At 68.3% G+C, this 17,217-nt stretch carries 15 protein-coding genes and 1 pseudogene; 8 read left to right on the forward strand and 8 right to left on the reverse strand.

Features of this window, described 5'->3' with window-relative positions; all coding sequences use genetic code 11:
- Positions 1–55: 55 nt before the first annotated feature.
- The gene (locus OG538_RS00585; protein WP_406089009.1) at positions 56–688 is read right to left on the reverse strand and encodes a DUF2461 family protein; all 633 of its coding nucleotides are present in this window, start codon (positions 686–688) and stop codon (positions 56–58) included.
- A gap of 252 nt (positions 689–940) precedes the next feature.
- On the opposite strand from OG538_RS00585, the gene OG538_RS00590 reads away from it, so the two are divergent.
- Positions 941–1,471: a hypothetical protein gene (locus OG538_RS00590; RefSeq protein WP_406089011.1), complete on the forward strand. Its 531-nt coding sequence runs from the start codon at positions 941–943 to the stop codon at positions 1,469–1,471.
- Between the two features lie 252 nt (positions 1,472–1,723).
- Here the strand turns inward: OG538_RS00590 and OG538_RS00595 are convergent, their stop codons facing one another.
- From OG538_RS00595 to OG538_RS00605, 3 genes are all read right to left on the reverse strand, one after another.
- Positions 1,724–2,197, reverse strand: coding sequence for a hypothetical protein (locus tag OG538_RS00595; RefSeq protein ID WP_406089013.1), 474 nt, complete (start codon positions 2,195–2,197; stop codon positions 1,724–1,726).
- Between the two features lie 327 nt (positions 2,198–2,524).
- Positions 2,525–3,580 carry a LuxR C-terminal-related transcriptional regulator gene (locus OG538_RS00600; RefSeq protein WP_406089015.1) on the reverse strand — a complete coding sequence of 352 codons (1,056 nt, stop codon included), beginning with the start codon at positions 3,578–3,580 and terminating at the stop codon, positions 2,525–2,527.
- 645 nt (positions 3,581–4,225) lie between these two features.
- Positions 4,226–6,904 carry a carboxypeptidase regulatory-like domain-containing protein gene (locus tag OG538_RS00605; protein ID WP_406089017.1) on the reverse strand — a complete coding sequence of 893 codons (2,679 nt, stop codon included), beginning with the start codon at positions 6,902–6,904 and terminating at the stop codon, positions 4,226–4,228.
- A 635-nt stretch (positions 6,905–7,539) separates the two neighbouring features.
- Between OG538_RS00605 and OG538_RS00610 the strand changes: the two genes are divergently transcribed.
- The 3 genes from OG538_RS00610 (at position 7,540) to OG538_RS00620 (ending at position 9,524) form a co-directional block, all read left to right on the forward strand.
- Complete coding sequence (locus tag OG538_RS00610) at positions 7,540–7,905, forward strand: MerR family transcriptional regulator (RefSeq protein ID WP_406089019.1); 366 nt, start codon at positions 7,540–7,542, stop codon at positions 7,903–7,905.
- 46 nt (positions 7,906–7,951) lie between these two features.
- Positions 7,952–8,971, forward strand: a complete 1,020-nt coding sequence (locus OG538_RS00615; RefSeq protein WP_406089021.1) for an NADPH:quinone oxidoreductase family protein — start codon at positions 7,952–7,954, stop codon at positions 8,969–8,971.
- A 136-nt stretch (positions 8,972–9,107) separates the two neighbouring features.
- On the forward strand, positions 9,108–9,524 hold the full coding sequence (locus OG538_RS00620) for a hypothetical protein (RefSeq protein WP_406089023.1): 417 nt from the start codon (positions 9,108–9,110) through the stop codon (positions 9,522–9,524).
- Positions 9,525–9,829: 305 nt separating this feature from the next.
- Here OG538_RS00620 and OG538_RS00625 read toward each other — a convergent pair whose 3' ends face one another.
- On the reverse strand, positions 9,830–9,985 hold the full coding sequence (locus OG538_RS00625) for a DUF6131 family protein (protein WP_406089025.1): 156 nt from the start codon (positions 9,983–9,985) through the stop codon (positions 9,830–9,832).
- Positions 9,986–10,164: 179 nt separating this feature from the next.
- Between OG538_RS00625 and OG538_RS00630 the strand changes: the two are divergent.
- Positions 10,165–10,545 (forward strand): annotated as a pseudogene (locus OG538_RS00630) (AraC family transcriptional regulator); the annotation flags it as partial.
- Positions 10,546–10,609: 64 nt separating this feature from the next.
- Here the strand turns inward: OG538_RS00630 and OG538_RS00635 are convergent.
- Positions 10,610–11,242, reverse strand: a complete 633-nt coding sequence (locus tag OG538_RS00635) for a TetR/AcrR family transcriptional regulator (protein ID WP_406089027.1) — start codon at positions 11,240–11,242, stop codon at positions 10,610–10,612.
- A gap of 94 nt (positions 11,243–11,336) precedes the next feature.
- Between OG538_RS00635 and OG538_RS00640 the strand changes: the two genes are divergently transcribed.
- Positions 11,337–12,299, forward strand: a complete 963-nt coding sequence (locus tag OG538_RS00640) for a zinc-binding dehydrogenase (protein ID WP_406099925.1) — start codon at positions 11,337–11,339, stop codon at positions 12,297–12,299.
- 524 nt (positions 12,300–12,823) lie between these two features.
- Positions 12,824–13,417: an AAA family ATPase gene (locus OG538_RS00645; RefSeq protein ID WP_406089029.1), complete on the forward strand. Its 594-nt coding sequence runs from the start codon at positions 12,824–12,826 to the stop codon at positions 13,415–13,417.
- A 103-nt stretch (positions 13,418–13,520) separates the two neighbouring features.
- On the opposite strand, the gene OG538_RS00650 is transcribed toward OG538_RS00645, so the two are convergent.
- Together OG538_RS00650 and OG538_RS00655 are read right to left on the reverse strand one after the other, a co-directional pair.
- Complete coding sequence (locus OG538_RS00650; protein WP_406089030.1) at positions 13,521–14,435, reverse strand: serine hydrolase; 915 nt, start codon at positions 14,433–14,435, stop codon at positions 13,521–13,523.
- Complete coding sequence (locus OG538_RS00655) at positions 14,432–15,304, reverse strand: LysR family transcriptional regulator (RefSeq protein WP_406089032.1); 873 nt, start codon at positions 15,302–15,304, stop codon at positions 14,432–14,434. Before OG538_RS00655 ends, OG538_RS00650 begins: the two co-directional genes overlap by 4 nt.
- A gap of 272 nt (positions 15,305–15,576) precedes the next feature.
- On the opposite strand from OG538_RS00655, the gene OG538_RS00660 reads away from it, so the two are divergent.
- The gene (locus OG538_RS00660) at positions 15,577–17,175 is read left to right on the forward strand and encodes a penicillin-binding transpeptidase domain-containing protein (RefSeq protein WP_406089034.1); all 1,599 of its coding nucleotides are present in this window, start codon (positions 15,577–15,579) and stop codon (positions 17,173–17,175) included.
- Positions 17,176–17,217 lie beyond the last annotated feature (42 nt).

Genomic DNA, 17,217 nt, shown 5'->3' on the forward strand with positions numbered 1-17,217 from the left:
CGTGTGCGGATCCGAGTACGAAGGTGGTGACGGAGCGCTTCGGTTCGAGCCGGCGTCAGGCGGCAGACTTCACGTGGCGGACCAGCCACTTCAGCAGAGTGTCCAGGTCGGCGGCGGCCGAGAGGACCCGGTCGACCGCCTCGGGGGTGTGCAGCCACTCCTCGCAGCCGAAGGAGCGAGCGGCGATCAGCGAACGGTGGCGCAGCAGGTTCGTACGGGAGTGGTCCGCCGGGTAGCCGCGCGGGGGGCGTTTCATCACGTCCCCGGAGATGTCATAGCCCTTCTTCCGTACGTCCTCGACGATCGCGGACAACTCGCGGCCGCTCCTCTCGGAGGCCACGGCTTTGCGGAACATGTCGACCTGGCCCGGATCGGGGTACCACCAGGCACCCTGGACCCGCAAGCCGTCCAGTGAGAACACGAGACTGATCTCGATCTTGCGGCCGAGCCGGATCACCGCGCCCTGGTGCTGCCACCACCAGGAGTTGGTGCGGTAATGCCAGACGGAGAAGTCCTCGTACCGGGCGTCCGCGTCCGCGACCTCGTTGAGCAAGGCGATCATCGGCTGCCGGATCAGACGTTCGCGTTCCTCGCGGTAGCGCTCGCGAGTCGCGTGCGTCGGTTCGCCCTGCAACTGCCACAACACGTCCAGGGCCTGTTCCGGCCAGCCGGTGAACTGTCCACGCATGCGCGGAGAATAGCGCACCCACGCTCCGCCGCGCCGAAAGTGGGACGGGCGAGCGGCGAGCTGACGAAGGCGCACGGAGAGGCGTGCGATTGCACCTGACCCGCGGCTTCCACCCGCCGAGGCCTGGCGCTTCGACATCCGCCGGCACCCCGTCCGGACGAGCTCGGGAACCGTTCCCCCAGCTCCTGCGTCAGCTCCTTTGTTGCCGACTGTGACTGAGGGGCCTGAATGCGAGTTCGGACGCTGGTGAGCGTGGCCGTATCGACGTGTGTGGCGCTGGGGGCGTGCGCGTGCGGTCCGGAGAAGTCGGAAGAGAGCACGTCCACGACCGCGAAGCCCTCGCGGTCGTCCGGATCGGTGCGGCCCGAAGAACCATCCGCGTCGCCTCGGACCGAGAAGCCGTCCGCGGAGCCGCCCGGTGACCAGTCCGCGCCCAGGACGAAGGAGGGCGCGATCCAGCGGTACGAGCAGTACCTCCATGCGGTGGGACGTGAGGACATCAACACGGTCTGCGAAGTGGCGGGGCCGGCCGCGAAGCAGGCAGAGGACCAGGGATTCGGCCCATGCACGTCGACGTTCGTCGTGACGTTCCAGATGATCTCGCCTGCACAGAAGAAGGCCCTGCGAACCGCGACGGTCGACCCGCAACGCGTCGACGTACTGACCCCCGCCAAGGTCGAGATCCCGGCCGAAGCAATCAAGGCCTCCGTCACATTCTCCGATAGCGAGCTCGGCAGCAGCACCCTGGAGTACCAGAAGAGCAACTGGTACATCACCGACTGAAGCCCGATCGCCGTCGCCCGCACCAGCGGGTAAGGCCCGCCATCACGGCGAACACCTCTGCGATGCCAGGGCCGGGCCGGTCCGGAACAAGATGCGGCCCGTCGCGCAGGCAGAACTCTGCGTCAGGCCAGGACGGCCACGCGCATGGCTCGGTGCGCACCACAGCACCAGGTGCCTCCGCGCACAGCGCGTCGTCCGACCAATCGCCCGTCGGCATGCGGGCAGATGGCGTCGATGGAGGCGGCCGCCGGCTCAGTCATCCTCCAACGTGTCGGCGAAGGCGCGGAGAGCATCGGCCAGCTCCTTCTTGGAGGGCAGCTCATCCACCTTCTTCTCCAGACCCTCGATGCGCTCGGCCAGGTCGTCCAGGCTCGCCGGAGCCGTGGGAGACGATGTCGGTTCGTCCGTAGGAGCAGGGGTGTCGGAGGGCATCGGTCCCGCATCCGAACCACCCGAGCCCCCCACATCCGCACCGCCGGAGCTGGCTCCGTCGGTGCCACCTGAACCACTGACGGAGCCACTGTCTCCAGTGCCGGCGTCGGCGCCGGCCGAAACGCCGGCGATTCCCGCATCGGACGTCTCCGAGGGCACCGGAGTCGGCCCGGACGCTCCGCCGTCCTCGCCGGCCACTGCAATCGCCCCGCCTATACCCAGCACCATCGCGGCGGCCGCGCCGACCAGTGCCACCGTCATCCGCCTCGCTTGCATCTTCCGCACATGTGTCATGTCTCGGACACTAGCCACTGTTCACCGCGGAAGGATTCCTTCCGATGATTTGCTGCCACATGGGCTTCTCGTGCAGTCGGGAGCCGGGGTCACCCGCCCAGGCCCGCAGTCCCACCGCCGCAACCGCGAACCCACTGCCTGGGCCACGTGGGCGTCGCCCAGGCATGCGCGGTGTGCGGCACATCGAGATCGAGAGTCCCCCACCTCGACGGCGCCCGCCACGCCTGGGACCTGATCGACCGAGGGCGCGACAGGTCAACTCGCCCGACGTACCACGCGTGCCCCTCCGGCAGCGGACGCGCCTGCGGGCGAATGAGCCCGGAGGCCTCAGCCGCCTGTTCTGCGCTCCGGCCCCAGCCACCCCTGCCCGGCCGCCCGCAGCGCGATCTGGAAGCGGGTCTTCGCGCCCAGCGCGTTTCCCGCATCTGTGACGTGTTTCTGCACCGTGCGACGGCTCACCTTCAGCACCCGGGCAATGGATTCGTCCTTCAGGCCAGTGGCCATGAGCCGGAGGATCTCCCGTGTCCGCTCGTCGACCCGGGGGACGTCCGGCCCGGCCGGGCCCCGCGGACCATCGGGGACGTTCGCCCCGCCCGGCACCGGCCAGTCGTCCCGGCTCTCCAATGACACCGGCGTAGCCCCCGCCCACACGCTCTCGAACAGCGCCGCCAGCGCCTCCACCAATGCGGGGGAATGAACAACCAGCGACCCCGCCTCCGGCCGGTCGCTGTGCACCGGCAGCAGCGCCGCAGTCCGGTCGAAAAGCACCAGCTTCACCGGCAGGCGCGAGGCCAGGCGCAGTTCCCCGCCCCGCGCCGTGCCCTGCAACGCAGTCTCCAGCGAGACCGCGTCGGTGAACCCGTCCGTCTCGTACACCGAACGCAGCCCCACTCCCGTCACCACGCCCGGTTCACCCGAGGAGGCCTCGGTGCCCGTCAGGTACGGCGGCTTCGCCAGGTGCAGCACCTCCACCTCGCTCTGCTTCAGGAGCTGGGTGTAGCGCGCGGACACTTCCTCCTCGTGCTCCAGCACCTCTATCAGGTGCGCCGCCCGAGGGCCCGACGCCGCGTCGTACGCCTCTTGGAGCCGCTCCAGAATCCCCTCGGCCGTGGCCAGTTGGGCCCGCCGGCGGGCCAGGACCGCGCCGAGCGACGAACGTGGCGGACCCGCGGCCCAGCGCATCGGCCGCCCCTCGAGCCGTATCACCAGCAGGGCGCCTTCCAGCCGCCGCAGCGCTTCCTCGGCCCGACGCGGCGAGATCTCGGCCGCCTCCGCGACCGTGGTCACTTCCGCGGACGGCACACCCACCAGGTGCTCGAGCACCCGCCCGCTGATCGCGTCCAGACCTGCTGCCGCCCATGGGCTGTCCGGGATGACGTTCATACGGCCTGAAACTCCTGTGCGCGGGGCCGGCCGAGGCCGGCCCAAGCCGATGCTGAAGCCTAACGGGCTCCGACGGTCGCTCCGCCGGGATGACTCAGCACATGTGGGCAGTTGCGCCAACACGCGCGTCGGCGCTCTTGTTCCGGCCGCCGCGTCCCACGAGAGCAAGCGCGCACTCCGCACGATTGGCGCACGCCCCACAGCCCTGGAGACGTGGCTGGGCTCCCCCTCCGTTTCCTCCCACGAGGAACCTTCCCGGCCGCCGCATGCCGCCACCCCATCTCCGAGCGTCGGGCGCGGTGCTCACGGCTTGGCTCATCGCCGTGCCGGCAGCGCCCGTCTCCCACGCGGCCGATTACGCCCGGCCCGGCTCGCCGGCCACCGCCTCCGCCTCCCGGGGGCGGTTCGCTCCGCCGGACCCAAGCCGCCCCCGGCGACAACCAGCTCCACCTCGACTCGGCCGGAATCCTCGAGAGCAGGACCCCAACCTCGGCGAAGTCCCCCTCGACTTCTCGATGATGTCCCGTGGCGGCACAGCATCACAGCACGCCCACCGGCGGCGCCGCACCTCTTGTGGGGGTGCGGCGCCGCATTGCGTCCGGGCGACGCGGGATCGCCGTACGGGGGCGGATCAGGGGTCGAGGGTCAGCTGTCCGCTCTCAGCCTCACCTTCCCGGTGACCACTCGGTCGGCCCGCGCCCGCACTTTGCGGGTGACCGTGTCGTATCCGGATGCGCCCACGGTCAGGGTGTGCCGGCCCGGTTCGGCCAGGAAGAGCGTGTAGAATCCCTCCCCTACGGCCGGGTCGTCCGGGGTGGCCGCGGTGAGGACTCCTGTGTCCGGCGCCGAGGCGTCCACAACGGTGGCGCCCACCACCCCCTCGCCGGTTCCTGCATCGTTCACCGTACCGACGGCGAGCCCGCCGGATACGGGCAGCAGCGTCCGGGCCCGGACGTTCACGTCGTCGATGGCCCAGTAGTAGCCCCAGTTCGCGACGAAGTGGAAGCGCAGCTTCACGGAGGAGTCGCCCGCGTACTTTCTCAGCGGGACCCGCACGGTCAGCTTCTGCGCGTCTCCGCTGACCTTCGGTCCCGCCCAGACGTTCGCCCAGGTGGCGCCGTCGTCCGCGCTGGCGTCCACGGTCATGTGCTGCTGGCTGATGTTGGCCAGATAGGCGGTGCCGAAGGTGAGTTCGGCGGACTGGGCGTCCGACAGATCGTATGCCGCGGTCGTCAGGTAGGTGTCCTGGTGCGGGCCGAAGGGGCCGCTGTCGCTGTCGACCACGGCGAAGGTTCCACTGCCCCCCGTGTAGTTGCCACGCTGGATCGGGTCGTCGAACTGCCAGCCGTTGTCGGTGCCTTCGGCGTTGGTGACCGTCCATCCGCCGGGGGCCGCGATGGTGGAATCGAACGGCTCGGCACGGTCGGTGACCTGCGGGGTGTATCCGACGGCGGTGGCGGCGTCCGGGTCGGCAGTCAAGGAGACGTGAGCGGTCACCGCCCTGCCGGCCACCGTCACCTCACGGGTCGCGGCCTCGTATCCCGGCAGCACGGCGGTGACGTCCAGGGAGTAGTCGGACCCCTTCGGCAGCAGGATGTCGTACTCGCCGGTGGCCGGGTCGGTCCACGCGGGGGCCTCGGGCGAACCCTCGACGGCGAGCCGCGCGTAGAGCGGCCAGCCGTGTCCCGAGCCGTCCCTGACCTTCCCCCGGACATGGACGCGGCGTATCGGCTGGAGGGCCAAGTCCTGCGTTCGGGTCTGGTCCTCGGCGATCTCCACGGTGATCGGTTCGGTGGTCGTGTATCCGAACATCGTGACGGTGAGCCCCTCGACCGTACCGGCCGGCAGGTTCAGTGTGTAGCTGCCGTCGGCGAGGGTGCTCGCGACGTCGGCACCGGAGCCCACGATGGCTCCGGCGAGGGGTTTCCCGGACTTCGCGTCCGTCACGACACCGGACAGAATTCCGCTCGGCCCGCCGCGGAAGGCGGCCAGGCCGGACGGGGTACCGAGACCGGTGGGGCCGTCGTAGCCGGCGACCGCCGTGCAGAGGTACTCGGTGTCGCAGTCGCCGTTGGACCCGGAGGCGATGTCGTTCAAGCCAGCACCATCGCCCTTGTACGGGTAGGAGTTGGGATAGGTGGCGGGTCGGGGAGCACCGGCCAGGGCGTAGACGGCCGCGATCAGCGGTGTGGAGGCGCTGGTGCCCCCGTAGCGCATCCAGCCGGTGCCGGTGGAGCCGAAGCTGTGGTAGACGGCGAGGTTGTCGGCGACGGCGGAGACGTCGGCCACGCTTCGGCCCGCGCAGCCCGTGTCCATCTGGAAGTCAGGCTTGGGCTGGTAGGTGGCACACCCGGACCCCGGGCCGTAGAAGTCCCGCTGCCACACGGTTTCGGACCAGCCGCGGGTGCTGTCCGGGTCGGCGACCAGGTTCGTGCCGCCGACCGAGGTCACGGTGGACAAGGTCGAGGGGAAGGACAGTCCGTAGCCGAAGTCCCCGCTGGCCGCGACGATCGCGATGCCGGGGTGATCGTAGTGGGCGCCCCAGGACGAAGCGTCGGCCGGCGAGTCTCCGCTTCTGCCGTAGGAGTTGGAGACGTACTTGGCACCCATCGACACAGCCAGGTCCACGCCGGCCCCGAGGTTCTCAAGACCGGCGTTGTCCGTCTCCACCAGCAGGATGTGGGCGTGCGGCGCGGCGGCGGACACCATGTCGAGGTCGAGGGCTATCTCGCCCGCCCACCCCTCGTCGGTCGGCGGGTAGTGGGTGCCGCCCCGCTGGTCGACCTTCTTGAAGCAGCCGTTCTCCGTGGTGCACGGCGGGAGCCCGTACTGGCTGCGATAAACGGCGAGGTCCGCCTCGGCGTTGGGGTTGTCGTTGGCGTCGACGATGGCGATGGTCTGCCCGGAACCGCCGTCCGAGGGCAGGCTGTAGGCGCTCTGGATGTCCTGTGGTCCGAGCCCCGCCGGCGTCTGCGCCGCGCTCAGCCTCATCACCGGCGCCTCATCGGCCGCGCGCATCGCATAGCAGCGGGCACGGCCCTCGGCGGGAACACCGCAGACGGGTTCGAGGTCGTCCGTCCGCCCGTCGGCCGGGAGTTCGTCGGAGGTGGGTACGACGGCGGTGCTGGGCTGCGGGGCCAGTCGCGTCGGCGTGGTCGCGGTGGCTTCGGCCATGGCGCTGGGTGCGGGGCCGGCCGGGGTCCCGGCCTGGGCAGCGGGCTGGACGCCGAGGATGACCAGGGCAGTGAGGCCCAGGACCGCGGTAGCGCTGCGGAGTGCGCGGGGTACGTGGGGTGTGTCCCCGGCGCGCTTGACTGTTTTCACGCATCACCTGTCATGACGTGCCCTCAATTCGGGCGCGGAAAAGGGAGATCGATCGTTCACGCATTTGCGCGGAAGACCTATTAGTCGCCTCAGCCCGATGGGGTGTCAATAGCTTCCCTGTTAAGAGCGCATGTCGTGCCGACGTCTACAGCTTCCCTGGTGGCGGCGGCACTTCTCACTTGCGCAGTCTCACGAATGTCCTACGGACAGCGCTTGCCCGGGCCGCTCCACGCGACGCAGAATGAGAGCGATGCCGATGCGTCCGGCGTTCGAATGCAATTACGTACGGCCAGGCTCGAATACGCCCGACCTCTTCTTTACCGGTGTTTTGGAAGGCTGTTCCATGACCAAGTCGGTCTGGCTTTCTGGAAGGATCAGCCCATGTTGGTATTGCCTTCTCCACTGAGTAGCGGGACGGCACGGAGAAGGCCCCGGCCATCATCCGAGCGGACGGGCCCGGCCTCCGGGAGGTGCTCCGCGCAGCGGCCGAGGCGGACACTCCGCGATGATCCCGCTCGGCCGCCGCGCCGGAGCACCAACTTCCGCCCGAAGCTGTTGACGCAGGGGCAGGCCTTCATCACGTCGCACCGCTGAGTGCCGGAAGATTGCCATGCTTCTGAGCGTTGTCGCCGGGTATGAAGATCAGCGAAGCTTCCGAAGTCAGCGGCGTGAGTGCGAGATCATTACGGCACTACGAGGATGAGGGCTTGATCGTCCCTGGCCGGTTCAGCAACGGCTTCCGCGACTACTGCCAGTCCACGATCGACCGGGTGCTCGTCATCCGTTCGCTACTGGAGTCCGGGCTTCCGGTGCGGTTGATCCGAGAACTCCTGCCCCGCCTCACTGACGCATCCGATGTCGGCACAGACGCGGTGTGCGCGGAATTCCTGCACGAAGTACAGAGCTACCGCGATCGGCTCGCTGCACGAACTGCGATTCTCAACGATCAGCGGGCAGCACTCGATGCCTACCTGCGAGAGATCCGCCGTGCTGATCTCTGACTGCCCCTTGACCTTGACGCAAGTGTCAGGTTCTTACCTTCGGTGCATGGAGACCAACGAGCAGCAGAGCACTACTGAGCCGACGATGCGAGCCCTGGTGCAGCAGTCGCACCAGGGACCGAAGGCCATGACCCTCACGACAGATCTGCGCCGCCCGACCCCGGGGCCTGGCGAGTACTTGATCCGCGTGGGCGCTGCCGGGGTCAACTTCGCTGACGTCATGCAGACGCATGGAACGTACGGAGAAGGCCCCCAGGCCCCGTATGTTGCCGGCTTCGAGGCCGCCGGTGAGCTCGTGGGTGTCGGCCCGGACGTCAAGAGTCCGATGCCCCTCGGCACCCGCGTTGTCGGAGCAGGCGCGGGGGCCTTCGCGCAGTACATGACGATGCCGGCCGCGGGTGTGCTTCCCGTGCCGGCCGGATGGAGCGACGCCGCAGCACTCGGCCTCGTGTTGAACTGGGCCACTGCCTTGGCGGCGCTGAGGCCGCTGGGCGAGATCAAGAGGGGCGAGGTGGTCCTCATCCATGCCGCCGCCGGCGGCGTGGGGCAGGCTGCCGTTCGCCTGGCCCGTCACTACGGTGCGCACGTGATCGCCACGGCGTCACCAGCGAAGCACGACACCGTCAGGGCGCTCGGCGCCGACGAGGTGCTGGACAGCCGGCGCCCTGATCTGGCTGCGGAGATCACACACCTGACCGGCGGGGTCGACCTGGTCCTGGAATCGGTGGGGCGGGCCACGTTCGAGACCAGCCTGTCAGTCACCAGAGCCTTCACCGGACGTCTTGTCGTTTTCGGCGCTGCGTCAGGCGACGCCACCCTCACCACGCGCGACCTGGTCTTCACTCACCAGGTTCAAGTCAAAGGCTTGCATATCGGGGCTTTGGCGGTCGCGGCCCCATCGGTCTACCGAGAGTTGCTCGTCGAGATCGATGCGCTCATCGCCCACGGCGTGTATCCGCCCGGTACCCCTCAGCTTCACCCCCTGGCTGAAGGGGGCTTGGTTCTGCAGCAACTCGAGGCCGGCCGGACCAGCGGTAAGCACGCACTCGATCCGTGGCGTTACTGAGGTTGATCTTGTGGTGTCGTTGTCCTGATCTCAGTGAAGGTGGAGGTTCTCACCCACGATTGACTGCTGTGGTGTGACTGCTGTGGTGTTGTTTCAGCGAAGCTTGATCGAGATGTCCAGCTGGGATCCTGGGACCGTGGAAGACTTCATGGAGCAAGGACTGCCCTACTCGGTCGCTGAAGCCGACTCTCCGGCCTGGCACGTCCGGGCAGCTGCGGGGCGACGGCTGGCGGCGGCGTCTCGGATCGAGAGCGTCGCCGGTGTCCTGCACCGTCTCCTCCTGGACGCTCACGACACCGGAGTGACCTCCGATACCGCCGCGGCTTTGTTGGCTCGGAGGGATCTGGCCGGCCTCCGTGCCGTGCTCGCGGCCCGTGCGGTGGCGTCCGACTTGGGGACGGCTGATCAGCTCGCCGCGGAACTCGACGGTGACCCACGCTGGGCGACCGGAGAGGGCGGCGTCGAGCTGATCGCGCAACTCCGGACTCTTGCGTCGGATCCAGATCCGGAGGTGCGCAACGAGGCCCTCTTGCGACTTTCGCGCCTGTGCTGATCACCGTGCGCCCGCCAGGAATTGCGGACAGCCCTTGGCTCAGTGGTGACAGGACGAACCCATTCGGCTGAGGGGGCTACCCACGGGCGCGTTCACGCTCTCCCAGGAAATGGTCACGATTCAGATGCGCGTCACCGATCCGTATCGACCCATTTTCCTCTGACCGGATCTCAAGTGCGGACTCATGTGCTCGCTCCGGCAAAGGAGGCTTCGCTTCGTCCCGCCGGTCATGACCACCTGCTCCCGGCCCGATCAACCGAACTGGCCTCGGGGCGCGGCAGGGAGTTCCTTTGCGTCGGGAGCCGCTACCAGTAGTGCCGTCGTCCACCGACCGCGTGTCCCACAGATCCGAGGATCCAGAGGACGATGCCGATGACCAGCAGAACAATGCCAATGGTCCAGAGAATGCCAATGCCAGCCACGAGGCCGATGACAAGGAGGATGACTCCGAGGACGATCATGACGCCCTCCGATCTCGCAGGAGTAGTACTCGTAGCGGTACCCGCTGCAATAATTCTACCCCGTTATGACCGCTTCTCGGAAGCAGATCTTCCGTAACCAGCATGCATCCGGAGCACGTCCGCTCGAGGGATCACCTGCGCACGTCGTGCGCGACGGCGTTTTCCTCCCCCATTCGGAATGGTTCGCTCCGAGAGCGGTGCACCGATGGGATGCCATTGCCGACGCGGCAAGGGCTGTCGCTCTTTCCGTGACGACTGCGCCGCTCACCCACGCCACCCGGGAGCTCGTCGCGCCCCCGGACATGGTCGCGCACTGGAGCGTTCCCGCAGCCGGCCGGCCCTCTCCTCCTCGAAGCATCAGCCCCGCGCGGGGATATCGAGACGGAGCTGCCCGCGATCCTGCTCTCCGCCCTCATCGCTCGACTCCGGCCGCCTCATATGAGGTGAGGTCGACAAATCCAGTGTTCCGCCCGCACCGGTTCAGCGTCGAAGCGCACGTCCGGAAACGTCACGACGCCGGCTACTACGCCCAGGCATGGGGATACACGCCGCGCACCCTCTAGATGATCGATTCCAAAGGGTTCAGTGGTTCGTGCGTCGAGCGTGAATACCGCTCGCCCACGGTCATGCGCTTTCCGGCGCTGCGGATGCCAGCCGTTCCGCTGGTGGCAGTGGTGCGTGCTGCGGGCAGGCTTCGAACGCCTGGATCACCAACGCTGCGAAGCGTCGGGAAGCCTTGATCTGGCCGGCGGTCGACGTGGCGCGGATCCCCTTGTTAGCCATGAGTACGAGAATCAGGTCGTCCAGGACGAAGTCGGACCGCAGCCGGCCCGCTTCCTTGGCTCGCTGAGCCAGATCGGCGACTGCTTTCACCGTGTACTCACGGCCTGCGGCAACATCCTTCACCTCTGGGTAGGACGACAGGAAGGCTTCGGTGAAGCCCCGATCGCGTGCGTGCAGCTCACAGATCCTCTCGATCACCAGGCACAGACCACGCCACGGATCAGGATCGGCGCACCCCTCGTCGACAATGGCGCGACATGCATTCAGCTGGTCCGCGAAGGCCTCGGCAACCAGCATCTGCTTGGTCGGGAAGCGACGGTACAAGGTGGCAGGTCCCACCTCGGCATGCCGCGCGACCTCCCGCATCGGCACGTCCAGACCATCGGTGGAGAACAGCGCTCGGGCCGCGTCGAGGATGCGTTCGCGGTTGTCCCGCGCGTCGGAACGCAACGTATGAGGCAAACGGTCGGTCACCACTCTCACTTTACCTAAATGGACGGGGGCGTCCGTTACCGTCCGGGACGTAGAAGCTCTCGTGCTTGAGCTGTCCGAGGACCTGGAGACCACCGTGAAGGCAATATCGATCCAGACGTTCGGAAGTCCTGACGGCCTGGCCGTTGTCGGCCTGCCGGTACCCGCACCTGCTGGCGGGCAGGTACTGATAGCCACCGAGGCGGTGGGCGTAGGCGGTGTCGACACCGTGATCAGAAGCGGGGCTCTGGCCGTCCACGGCTTCAAGGAGGGCCACATCCCGGGCAGCGAGGTGGCGGGCACGGTGGCGGCGGTCGGCGACGGCGTCGACGCGTCGTGGATCGGCCGTCGGGTGTGGGCCTTCACCGGCACCGGCGGAGGATACGTCGAACAGGCCCTCGCGCAGATCGAGGAGATCGTTCCCCTGCCCGTGAACCTGTCCGCGGTCGATGCGGTGACACTCGGCAGTTCCGGGGTGGTCGCCCACTTCGGGCTACGCCACGCCCACTTCGTTCCCGGGGAGACGGTCCTGGTGCGGGGTGCGGCCGGCAGCATCGGGATCATGGCAGTGCAACTCGCCGCTCGCGGCGGCGCCGCTGCGGTAGCGGTCACCACCTCCTCGGCCGAGCGTGGCGAGCGGCTGCGACGTCTTGGCGCGTCCCACGTGCTGAACCGCTCCGGCGAAGGAGCGGAACAAGCTCCCGCAGGCTACGACGTCATCATCGATGTGGTGGCCGGCAAGGACATGCCGTCGTTCTTCGACCGGCTCAACCCGAACGGCCGCATGGTGGCCGTGGGCGCTGTCGCAGGCCAGCCACCGGCGGACTTCGGCACGAAGATCATGGCGGCGTTCCAGAAGTCGATGTCCTTCGCCACTTTCAGCGCAGCCACCGTCACCGCAGCCGACCGACGTGCCGTGCGGAGCGAGCAGTTCGCCGCAGCGGGCCGGGGCGAGATCGAAACAGTGGTGCACGAGGTGCTGCCACTGGACGCGGCCGTGCTGGCGCACCAGAAGATGGATGCGGGCGAGGTCTTCGGCAGGATCGTGCTGACTCCGTAGCGTCACCACCGCCGCCGGGACGGTCGAGGCCAAGCCTCCGCGCGTGAACGACAAGCGTGTCGACGATGCGACCGGGGAACGCAAGCGGTCCTCCTCGGGCGTGTTTCGAAAGTCCCGAAAAGCGGCGAGGTGTTGCCGCTGCTTTCTCTGCACGGCCGGTGCTCCGAGCGACATTCGTGCCCGCGCTCGGGCAATTCCTCGGCTCCTGTGCTGGGCTCTCGCCTGCCACGGTCGCCCCGGCTGACCACGCAGTGGCGGGCCGGCCACAAGGCCCTCGGCAAGCGCGACCCTTCTGTGTGCCACTACGTCTACGACTGGACCGACGGCATCCCCCTGCGCGTCCGGCCGGCCGAGGCCAAGTCCTGTGTCCTGGTCGTCGTGGGCGGGCGTCGGACGACGTCAAGGATCTCATCGCGATGGCCGACGGCTACCGCGAAAAACGCACCGCACCTCGTCGCCCTCGTCAGAGCTGGATCCCGCTTCGAACGCGGGGTGCTGGTTGACCGCAGTGAAAGGATCGCCGCATGAACCAGCCCACCACCGACGCGGCGACGTCGGCTGCTCCGCCTGGAAGAGTGATCATCCTCACCGGTCCACCCGGGGCGGGCAAGAGCACGGTGGCCCGCTTGCTGGCGGCCCGCCTGTCGTCCAGCCTCCATCTGCACGGCGACGACTTCTGGGACTTCATCAAGAAGGGTGCGATCGCTCCCTATCTGCCTCAAGCCCAACGGCAGAACGAGACCGTCATCAATGTTCTGGCCCACGCGGCGTTCGGCTATGCCGCCGGTGGCTACCAGGTGATCTGCGACGGCATCATCGGCCCCTGGTTCGTCGACGTGTTTCGTGCCGTGAGTGAGACACGGGGGGTGGAGCTTCACTACATCGTCCTGCGCCCCGACCAGAACACGACGCTGCGCCGGGCAGCCAGCCGCAGCAACGAAGCACTGACTGAACCTGAACCAATCCGTGCGCTGCATCAGCAGTTCACTGACATCGACGTATTCGAAGGCCACGTGCTCGACACGACGCACCTCACACCCGAGGCCACCGGTGACTCTGTCCTGCATGGCCTCGACGAAGGTGCCTTCCTGCTCGAGCCGAGGTTTCTCACGCAGTGAGTGAGAAACCGATCCACGACTCTCGACGATTGCGCGTTCTGGAGCAGCTCAAGCGGAATACCGACACCGACGTCGTCAGAGCTCGGATGTCCGGCCCCTCCGTTCACGTGCCCTGGCGTCCCCGTAGTTCCTCCACAGCGGCCCGGGCCGCAGCGCCGATGACCGCGTCGGCGCGTGGGAGCTTGTTGTCGGACCGGGCGGCCTGGGTGAAGACGACTGCGGTGTAGGTGGTGCCGTCGGCGAGTTCGACGACGCCCGCTTCGTGGCGCAGTGAGCCGAAGGTGCCGGTCTTCCCGTAGACGGTGACGTCGTCGTAGGGGAATCCGGACCCGAGCCGGTGTGTCCAGGGCTGTTGGCGCATCACCCCGCGCATGAAGGCGCAGTGTTCCTCGGAGGCGGCCTGTCCGGTCCAGATCGCTCGCAGAAGCCGTGCCATGTCCGACGGTGTGGTGGAGGCCTTGTATGCGGGGTCGTACACACCTGGTGGCACGACGGTGTCGTTGTCCGCCACGCTTGCCAGGGCCGCGTCCAGTGAGTGGGCGCCTGTTTCGGTGACCAGTTGGCTGAACGTGTTGACGACGCCTCCGTGGATTCGGGTGTCGGGCATGCCAAGGCTGCGGCACACGGCGTCGACCACGTCCGGGCCGACCGCTCGGAGTACGGCGTCGGCCGAGGTGTTGTCGGAGATGGTCATCATCAGCACCACCATGTCGCGCAGCGACATGGTGACGGCGTCGCGCAGGATGGAGATGCCGGTCGGCCCGGGAACTCGCTCGTCGGGCACCAGCGTCACCCTTCGCACCGGATCGATCAGCCCCGCCTCCGCGAGCCGGCAGAAGGCGACCATCACAGGAATCTTGTATACCGAGCCCATGGGCAGTTGTTCGTCGGGGTCGACGGCGACCTGCGCCGACGGCCGGTGCAGTTCCGCCACGTGCAGCCAGCCGCGGACACCCGCGTCGTCGAACATGCCGCGGATGGTGCTCTCCACGCCGTTGCCTCGCAGTATCCCGCTCACGGTGCCACCTTCCGAGTCAGCGCGTCCTCCAGTAGTTGCGCTGTCCTGGCGGCCTCCTTCGCCCCGGGACGACGCGGGTCCCAGGCCACCCGCAGGCGCAGTGGCAGCGGCGGGTCTGTCGTAGGTCGCCGGTCGACGCCGGGGGCGGTGAGCGTGTCGTCCGCCGTGACCAGCACTGCCTGACCGGCCGCGACGAGTGCGAGGCCCGCACGCTCGTCGGAGACCACCACAGTTTCCACGCGGCGGCCGCGGCTGGCCAGGGTATCGATGAACAGATCGTGGGCCGCGGGGGCTTCGGCGCGGGGACGTACGGCAACGGGCAGACGCGGCGCCCGTGCGTCACGTACATCCCCGCGACCGGCAGGGGCGAGGATCCAGGTCGGCAGAAGGATCACGCGGCCGGCGGCGAGACCGTGCAGCACGGAGGGGTGCCGGATCACGGCGATGTCCAGCCGCCCGGCAGCCACGTCGCCGAGCAACACGGACGTCGACGCCGTCACCATACCGATCCGCGTCCGTTCGCCTGCCCGGACCGGCGCGGCAGCCACGCCCGCCGCGAGGGACGTCGGTACTTCGGGAGCCAGCCCGAGCCGCAGCCGGCGGCCGTCGGCCTGCTCGCGAGCCCCGGTCTCACGGAGTGCCGCGAGCGCGGCCAGTGCTTTGCGGGCGTGCGGAAGCAGCTGAGTCCCCTCCTCGGTGAGGGAGACTCCCCTGTCACGGTCGAACAAGCGGACACCGAGCAGGGTTTCAAGTCGCCGCAGCCCTTGTGACAGAGGCGGCTGGGTGATGCCCACCCGCTGCGCCGCGGCTCCAAAGTGTTCCTCCTCCGCCACCGCGATGAAGATTTCCAGATGCCGTTCCGTCAGCACTCTGCACCTCCTGGCCTCTACTGATACGACCTGTGAATCACTTCGACGCCGAGATCGTATTCGACATGCAGTCCGGCAGCGGGCTTGACTCCCGACAGGTCCGGTTCCGACAGGGCCAGCACCGAGCTGCTGCCAAGCCGAGGCCCCCGCCCACGCCGAGACCGCATCCGGCCGACCATCCGGTGCGAACGGCACGCCCCGAAACGGAGATCACCTTGAGGCGTACCCACAGCCAGAACACTTCCGTCCCGCGCCGCCGCCGGTCGCGAAGCGTGCGGCGACCACTGGTCGTGGTGCTGTCCGTTCTCGTGCTGGCGGGAGGCGGGTATGCCGCATTCGGTCTCCGGGGCGGCGATGCGGGGGAAGACGACGTGGATGTGGCGGCCGCCCGCCGGCCCCTGGCCGCGTTCCTCGCCGCATGGGCCGGGCACGACGCGCGGAAGGCTGCCGGCTACACCGATACCCCCGACGACGCCGCATCGCTCCTCACGTCGGTCCTGACCAATCTCAAGCCCTCCAAGACCACCATCGTCGGAGGCAAGGGGGCGAAGAAGGGTGAGGGGGAGGTGCACTTCCCCTTCACGGTGACCATGGCGGTACCGGGCGCCGGAGACGTCATCTGGCGCTCCGGCGCGCAGGTGATCGACTCATCGGGCACCTGGAAGGTCGAGTTCACTTCGCCGTTGGTCCATCCGGAGCTGAAGCCGGGGCAGACCCTCGCGCTCAAGAGCACGAACAGCAGGGCAGAGGTTCTCGACGCCGAGGGAGACCCGCTCCGCGCGGAGAGTCTCACCGGAACCGTCGACCCCGTCAGCGGCAAGGGGACGTCGGGCCTGGAGGCCCGGTACGACGACATCCTCTCCGGGGGCAGGACCGCAGCCAAGTCCGTCGTGGTCGCGGACCGGCAGAGCGGGCGCGCCGTCAAGGACCTCACCAGTGTCGCGGGGAGCAAGGGCCGCCCGGTGCACACCACCATCGACCCTCACGTCCAGGCGGCGGCGGCCGATGCCCTGACCGGGGTCGAGGTCAATGCGGCCATCGTCGCGATAGACCCGCGCAACGGGCACATACTCGCCGCCGCCAACCGTCCCGGCGGCTTCAACCGCGCCCTCGAAGGTCGGTATCCGCCCGGTTCCGTCTTCAAGGTCGTGACGGCAGCGGCTCTTCTGGAAGGCGGTATGGAACCCGGGGACTCCGCGGCCTGCCCGAAGTTCGCGCGTGTCGACGGGCAACGCTTCGAGAACCAGAACCAGTTCGAACTCCCCACCGGTTCGACCTTCACGGACGTCTTCGCCCAATCCTGCAACACCTACTTCGTCAACGCCCGCAACCGGCTTTCCGACACCGACCTGAGGGACGCGGCGCAGGCGTTCGGCATCGGCGGCAGCTGGGACGTGGGCACCACCACCTATGACGGCAGCGTTCCCGTCTCCACGAGCGACAACGACAAGGCCGCGGCGACCATCGGCCAGGCACGCGTTCAGGCGTCACCGCTGGTCATGGCGTCCGTCGCCGCCACCGTCAAAAGTGGGGCGTTCCACCAGCCAGTACTGGTGCCGGACGCGGTGAAGAAGAAGTACCAGGCACCGAAGGCGCTGGACGCCGAGGTCGCCGACCGGCTGCGCGCCATGCTGCGTACCACCGTGACCTCCGGCTCCGCCCACGCCCTGAAGGACCTCTCCGGTCAACCGCACGCGAAGACCGGAACCGCCGAATTCGGCAGCGAGACCCCGCCGCGCACCCACGCCTGGATGATCGGTTACCAGGGCGCCACCGACCTCGCGTGGGCGGTGCTCCTGGAAGACGGCGGCTCCGGTGGCGCCGACGCGGGCCCGGTCGCTGCGCGGTTCCTGAGCAACCTCGCACGGTGAGCCAGGACCGGACCGTCCGAACCACCACCACCGAAGGGAACG

The sequence above is a fragment of the Streptomyces sp. NBC_01013 genome, from assembly GCF_045162765.1.
In the GTDB taxonomy this organism is placed as follows: domain Bacteria; phylum Actinomycetota; class Actinomycetes; order Streptomycetales; family Streptomycetaceae; genus Streptomyces.

Coding starts and splice junctions, on each gene's coding strand:
- OG538_RS00585 (WP_406089009.1), bottom strand. CDS start 688: ATGCGTGGACAGTTCACCGGCTGGCCGGAACAGGCCCTGGACGTGTTG.
- OG538_RS00595 (WP_406089013.1), bottom strand. CDS start 2,197: ATGACACATGTGCGGAAGATGCAAGCGAGGCGGATGACGGTGGCACTG.
- OG538_RS00600 (WP_406089015.1), bottom strand. CDS start 3,580: ATGAACGTCATCCCGGACAGCCCATGGGCGGCAGCAGGTCTGGACGCG.
- OG538_RS00610 (WP_406089019.1), top strand. CDS start 7,540: ATGAAGATCAGCGAAGCTTCCGAAGTCAGCGGCGTGAGTGCGAGATCA.
- OG538_RS00615 (WP_406089021.1), top strand. CDS start 7,952: ATGGAGACCAACGAGCAGCAGAGCACTACTGAGCCGACGATGCGAGCC.
- OG538_RS00625 (WP_406089025.1), bottom strand. CDS start 9,985: ATGATCGTCCTCGGAGTCATCCTCCTTGTCATCGGCCTCGTGGCTGGC.
- OG538_RS00645 (WP_406089029.1), top strand. CDS start 12,824: ATGAACCAGCCCACCACCGACGCGGCGACGTCGGCTGCTCCGCCTGGA.